Annotated in this window: 7 protein-coding genes and 1 pseudogene; 4 read left to right on the plus strand and 4 right to left on the minus strand. The window is 66.9% G+C overall.

The annotated features are described in order from the left end of the window. Nucleotides 1–228: monooxygenase family protein (locus LQV45_RS17015; protein WP_230008041.1), on the minus strand; the 228-nt coding region annotated here is incomplete at its 3' end. A 71-nt stretch (nucleotides 229–299) separates the two neighbouring features. Here LQV45_RS17015 and LQV45_RS17020 point away from each other — a divergent pair. Then, nucleotides 300–917: a MerR family transcriptional regulator gene (locus tag LQV45_RS17020; RefSeq protein WP_230008042.1), complete on the plus strand. Its 618-nt coding sequence runs from the start codon at nucleotides 300–302 to the stop codon at nucleotides 915–917. Here LQV45_RS17020 and LQV45_RS17025 read toward each other — a convergent pair. The 3 genes from LQV45_RS17025 to LQV45_RS17035 form a co-directional block, all read right to left on the minus strand. After that, nucleotides 914–1,399, minus strand: a complete 486-nt coding sequence (locus LQV45_RS17025; RefSeq protein WP_230008043.1) for a GNAT family N-acetyltransferase — start codon at nucleotides 1,397–1,399, stop codon at nucleotides 914–916. The genes LQV45_RS17020 and LQV45_RS17025 overlap by 4 nt on opposite strands. A gap of 32 nt (nucleotides 1,400–1,431) precedes the next feature. Continuing rightward, nucleotides 1,432–1,782, minus strand: a complete 351-nt coding sequence (locus LQV45_RS17030; RefSeq protein WP_230008044.1) for a metalloregulator ArsR/SmtB family transcription factor — start codon at nucleotides 1,780–1,782, stop codon at nucleotides 1,432–1,434. Between the two features lie 121 nt (nucleotides 1,783–1,903). Further along, nucleotides 1,904–2,644 (minus strand): MIP/aquaporin family protein, encoded by a 741-nt coding sequence (locus LQV45_RS17035; RefSeq protein ID WP_230008045.1) that lies wholly within the window; start codon nucleotides 2,642–2,644, stop codon nucleotides 1,904–1,906. A 45-nt stretch (nucleotides 2,645–2,689) separates the two neighbouring features. Between LQV45_RS17035 and LQV45_RS17040 the strand changes: the two genes are divergently transcribed. From LQV45_RS17040 to LQV45_RS17050, 3 genes and pseudogenes are all read left to right on the plus strand, one after another. Next, nucleotides 2,690–3,364 (plus strand): metalloregulator ArsR/SmtB family transcription factor, encoded by a 675-nt coding sequence (locus tag LQV45_RS17040; RefSeq protein WP_230008047.1) that lies wholly within the window; start codon nucleotides 2,690–2,692, stop codon nucleotides 3,362–3,364. Between the two features lie 163 nt (nucleotides 3,365–3,527). Continuing rightward, on the plus strand, nucleotides 3,528–3,950 hold the full coding sequence (locus LQV45_RS17045; protein WP_230008046.1) for an arsenate reductase ArsC: 423 nt from the start codon (nucleotides 3,528–3,530) through the stop codon (nucleotides 3,948–3,950). 174 nt (nucleotides 3,951–4,124) lie between these two features. After that, nucleotides 4,125–5,297: pseudogene (locus LQV45_RS17050) on the plus strand (FAD-dependent oxidoreductase); the annotation flags it as partial.

Below are 5,297 nucleotides of genomic sequence, written 5' to 3' on the forward strand. Positions count from 1 at the left end.
GTCCCAGTACTGCACAATGACCGGCCCGCCGGCTCCGAGGGCAAACCGGCAACCAAGGAGGCCGGACCCCGGCTCCCGGAAGAGTTCGGTCAGCATCCGGGGCATCGCAAGGAACACCGGCAGCCAGAGATCCGGACGCCAGGGACTGTTGATGCGCATGCCGATGAGGAAGACCACCAAATCACCGGAATGGCGGTGAGTGAAACGTCCAGCATTGATGCGTGCCATACTTTTCTCCTAACTGGATACCGCTACTCCCCAATATTGGCGAGTGCGACTATCCAAGTCAAGGAGAATCTTTGCGCATCTCACAGCTGGCCGCCGCTACAGGGATTCCGGTGGCCACCATCAAGTACTACCTTCGGGAGAAATTGCTTCACGAGGGCGTCCTGACGTCCGCGACGCAGGCCCGCTACGACGACTCGCATGTTCGGCGGCTGAAGCTCATCCGGGCACTCATTGGAACCGCCGGGCTCAGCATCAGCGCCACCCGCCAGGTGCTGCTTGGCCTGGAGAGCCCGCCGGAGTCAGGCCACGATCTGCTCGGAATTGCGCACCACGCGGTCACCCGGTCCGCACCGGACGACGTCGACCTTTCCTCGGCACAGCGGCTCCTGGACCGCTGGGGATGGGGCGCAGAGACATGCGACCGCGATACGCAGGCCGCCCTGGTGGAGGCCCTGCGCGGGCTCTCAGATTCCGGGTTCGATGCGCCGGCCGCGCTCCTGGACCGCTACGCCGCGGCAATGCGGGACATCGCGGCGGCCGACGTCGAAAGTGTCCCCACCGATTCGGCCGAGGCCGCAATGAGGCACGTGGTTCTTGGGACACTCCTGATGGAACCGGTACTCCTGGCCATGCGCCGGCTTGCCCAGCAAAGCGCATCCTTCCAGCGGTTTGGCGGGGCGGGGTCCTAGACGACCGGGGAGCGCCGCTCGATCAGCACCGTGTCCCGCCATTGCCCTTCGCTGGGGCCGTAGCTCATGCGGGCAATGCGGTTCCGCCGGCCGACGACGGCAAATCCGTTCGCGAGGTGGAGCTTCAGGCTTGCTTCGTTTTCGGGGAAGACACTGGCCTGGATCGTCCAGATCCCGCACCGTTCGGTCGATGCGGCCAAGGCTTGAAGCAGCGCGGCCCCGACTCCCTTGCCGCGGGCTTCCGCGGCGACGTAGACGGAGTGTTCGACCACGCCGGCATAAACGGGCCGCGCTGACACCGCGGAGACAGCCGCCCAGCCAAGGATCCCGCCCCCGGGAGCCTCGGCGACGAGGCGGTGCGCGGGAAGCCGGGAACTGGTGAAGCGTTCCCAGTCCGGCACTTCCGCCTCAAAGGTGGCGTGGCCGGTGGCGATTCCTTCGCGGTAGATTCCCCGGACGGCCGCCCAGTCGTCCTCGCGCATGGAGCGGATCGTCACCGCGGACTGTTGCGCGGTCACAGCGTCGCCAGGAGCCCGGCCGTCTGCTCGAGCGCGCCGGGCACCAGGGAGTAGTAGGCCCACGTGCCGCGCTTTTCACGGTGCAGCAGCCCGGCCTCGACCAGGACCTTCAGGTGGTGAGAGACCGTGGGCTGGCCCAGGTCCAGCGGCTCGGTGAGGTCACAGACGCATGCCTCCCCTGACTCGCCAGCCTTGACGATGGAGAGCAGCCGGAGCCGGTTCGGGTCGGCCAGCGCCTTGAAAACCAGGGCCCTCTGCTGGGCTTCCTCGGCACCCAGGGCAGCGGGCCCTGCCGGGGTGCAGCAGGATTCATCCGTGGCCGGCTCGAGTACAGGCAACAACTTCATGCACCCATTATGCCCTGATATTGATATACATCAATGTATGAGCGCGGGAGCGCGGGTCGGAAGCGTCCCCGGCGCAGATCTGCTTTGGGTGGGGGCGGCATTATTCGGCCGCCGGCCAAGGCTAGGAGCGGGCCGTTTCGGCACTGTGCGCCAGGACGACGCCGTCCGCGGTGCGGGCCGCGGAGGGGAACAGGATGAGGAGAAGGCCAATTCCTATTGCTGCGCCGATCAGCTGCGCCAGAACGTAGCCGGGAACTGAGGCCGGTGCGATGCCGGCGAAGGTGTCGCTGAAGATGCGGCCCACCGTCACTGCCGGATTCGCGAACGAGGTCGAGGACGTGAACCAGTACGCGGCTCCGATGTAGGCGCCCACCGCCGGCGCGGCAAGGACGCCGCGGGAGGTGGCAGCCAAGGCGAAGATCAGCATGACCAGCCCCGCAGTGGCGACAACTTCACCCAGGAGATGCCCCGGTGTTGCGCGCTCCTTGGACGAGATGGAGGTGCCCACCCCAAACATGGCGTTCGCGACCATACTGCCGCTGACCGCACCCACGGTCTGGGCAACCACATAGGTGCCCAGCTCCGGCAGGGTCAAGCCGGTACCGGCGCGTCGGCCCAGGATCCAGTCGGCGAGGGAGACCACGGGGTTGAAATGCGCGCCGCTCACAGGCCCGAGCATCAGGATCAGCACCGTCAGGCCCAGCACTGTGGCGGTGCTGTTCTGCAGCAGCTGCAGGCCAACGTCACTGGGTGAGAGCTGCTGCGCGGCGATCCCGGAGCCGACGACGATGGCCACGAGCAGGCTGGTACCGAGCAGTTCGGCGATGGCGCGGCGCCACAGCGGCGGCTGGTTGGAAATCATGGCAACAGCTTGACCGAAGGAATTAGCTCAGTCAAAATTGAACCAATGAATATTGAGGCAGCAGAGGGCTTTCGGGCGCGGGCAGCCAGGCACGCAGCCCTCGGCGATCCTGCGCGGCTGCGCATCGTTGATCTGCTGACACTCGGGGACTTCTCCCCGACGGAGCTGCAGGCCGAGCTGGGGATGCCGTCGAATCTGCTGTCCCACCATCTGCGCACGCTGGAAGATGCCGGACTGGCAACCCGGCACCGCTCCGAAGCCGACGGGCGCCGCAGCTATATCCGGCTTGCTGCCGGCGCCCTGGAGGGCCTGGTGCCGGGGGCCGAACACGGGGCGCGCCGCGTCCTGTTTGTCTGCACACGAAACAGCGCCAGGTCCCAGCTGGCCGCCGCTCTCTGGCAGCAGGTCAGTGAAATTCCCTCGACGTCGGCGGGAACGCACCCCGCAGACCGCATCGCCCAAGGCGCTATCGACGTCGCCCGCCGTCATGGCCTGGACCTTGCGGACCTTCCCCCGCGCACCCTGATCCAGGTGGCAGACGAGGGCGACTTCATCGTGACCGTCTGCGACAAGGCCCACGAGGAACTGCCCGGATTGGCTGGAATCCACTGGTCGGTGCCGGACCCGCTGCGCCCGGGCACCAAAGAAGCTTTCGACATGGCGTTCAACGACATCACCCGCCGCATCAATGACCTTGCACCCCGCGTAACCGCCGCCTAGGTCCGTCGCAGAAATCCGCCGGGAACAAATATTGACATTCATCAATCTATAGCCCGATACTCTCTATATCGATCATCATCAATGTTCGGTTGAGAGTTTCAAACCGGGCGCAAGACTCCAGACTGTATCGCCCACTCACCTCATTGATTCCAGGAGAAACCCCGTGAGCACAGAAACCGCCAAGAAGCCCTCCGTCCTCTTCGTCTGCGTCCACAACGCCGGCCGCTCCCAGATGGCCGCCGCCTTCCTCACCACCCTCGGCGAGGGCCGGATCGAGGTCCGCTCCGCCGGATCCCAGCCCGCGGACAAGGTCAACCCGGCAGCCGTGGCGGCCATGGCGGAGCTCGGCATCGACATGTCCGCCGAAATCCCGAAGATCCTCACCACGGAGGCCGTGAAGGAATCCGACGTCGTGATCACCATGGGCTGCGGCGACGAATGCCCCTACTTCCCCGGCAGGCGCTACGAGGACTGGGTCCTGGAGGATCCGGCAGGCCAGGGCGTGGAAGCCGTACGCCCGATCCGCGACGAGATCAAGGGCCGCATCGAGGACCTGATCGAGTCCCTGACCCCTGCCGCCAAGTAAGGGCCAGCACCACACGTCTGACAGAGGACGGAGAGGGGGTGAGCTGAATGAACACCGGATGCTGCAGCGACGGATGCTGCGACGACGAAGATCAGGACTGCTGCTAACCCAACCCCGGCCGGCAGGGCCAACCGAAAACAACCGCAACACCACAACGGATGAAAGAGGACACCCATGGATTTGACGAAGAACCTTCCCGTTGCCGTGATCGGCGCTGGCCCCGTGGGCCTGGCCGCCGCGGCCCACCTGATCGAACGCGGACTCGAACCGCTGATCTTCGAAGCCGGCCCCTCCGCCGGCGCCGCGATCGAGCAGTGGCGCCACATCCGGCTGTTCTCACCGTGGCGGTTCAACATCGATGCCGCCGCCGTTCGCCTGCTCGAAGCCGCCGGCTGGGAGGCGCCCCGGCCCACCGCGCTGCCCTACGGCGGGGAACTCATCGATCGGTACCTGGCTCCGCTGGCCGCGCTCCCGGCCATCAGCTCCCGGCTGCAGACCGGCGCCAGAGTCATCGCCGTCACCCGCACAGGCATGGACAAGACCCACACCCGTAACCGCGAGATCACACCATTCGTCGTCCGCGTCCAGCACCAGGACGGGGAAACCCGCGACCACACCGTGGCCGGGGTCATTGACGCCTCCGGTACCTGGTCCACCCGCAACCCGCTGGGGACCTCCGGGCTTCCCGCCATCGGCGAGGACTCCGCCGCGGACCGGATCTCCTCGCCGCTCCCTGACGTGACGGGCCGTGACCGTGGCGCTTTCGCCGGACGCCGTGTCCTGGTCGTCGGCGCCGGCCACTCCGCCGCCAACACCCTGATCAGCCTCGCGGACCTGGCCAAGGACGAACCGGGCACCCGGATCGTCCGCCGAGAAAGTCTACGGCGGCGGCGACGCCGACGGGCTGCCCGCCCGCGGCCAGCTCGGTGCCCGCCTGCGCCGCCTCGTCGAGGCCGGGACCATCGAACTGCACAGCGGCTTCGGCATTGCTTCCCTCAAAGCCCTGGATTCCGGCGTGACCGTGGAATCCGTTGACGGACGCACCCTCGAGGCCGACGTCATCGTCCCCTGCACCGGCTTCCGCCCGGACCTGGACATCCTGCGCGAACTCCGCCTGAACCTCGACCCGGCCGTCGAAGCACCCGTGGAGCTCGGCCCGCTCATCGATCCGGAGTTCCACACCTGCGGCACTGTTGCACCGCACGGCGCCAGGCTCCTGGCCCACCCGGACAAGGACTTCTACATCGTCGGCATGAAGTCCTACGGCCGTGCGCCAACATTCCTGCTCGCCACCGGCTACGAACAGGTCCGCTCCGTCGCCGCGGCCCTGGCCGGCGACCGCGAGGC

The sequence above is a fragment of the Microbacterium sp. Bi128 genome (assembly GCF_918698205.1).

Bases quoted from the DNA above. Each gene is read 5' to 3' on its own strand.
- LQV45_RS17040 (WP_230008047.1), top strand. From the start codon at position 2,690: ATGAATATTGAGGCAGCAGAGGGCTTTCGGGCGCGGGCAGCCAGGCAC.
- LQV45_RS17035 (WP_230008045.1), bottom strand. From the start codon at position 2,644: ATGATTTCCAACCAGCCGCCGCTGTGGCGCCGCGCCATCGCCGAACTG.
- LQV45_RS17025 (WP_230008043.1), bottom strand. From the start codon at position 1,399: ATGCGCGAGGACGACTGGGCGGCCGTCCGGGGAATCTACCGCGAAGGA.
- LQV45_RS17030 (WP_230008044.1), bottom strand. From the start codon at position 1,782: ATGAAGTTGTTGCCTGTACTCGAGCCGGCCACGGATGAATCCTGCTGC.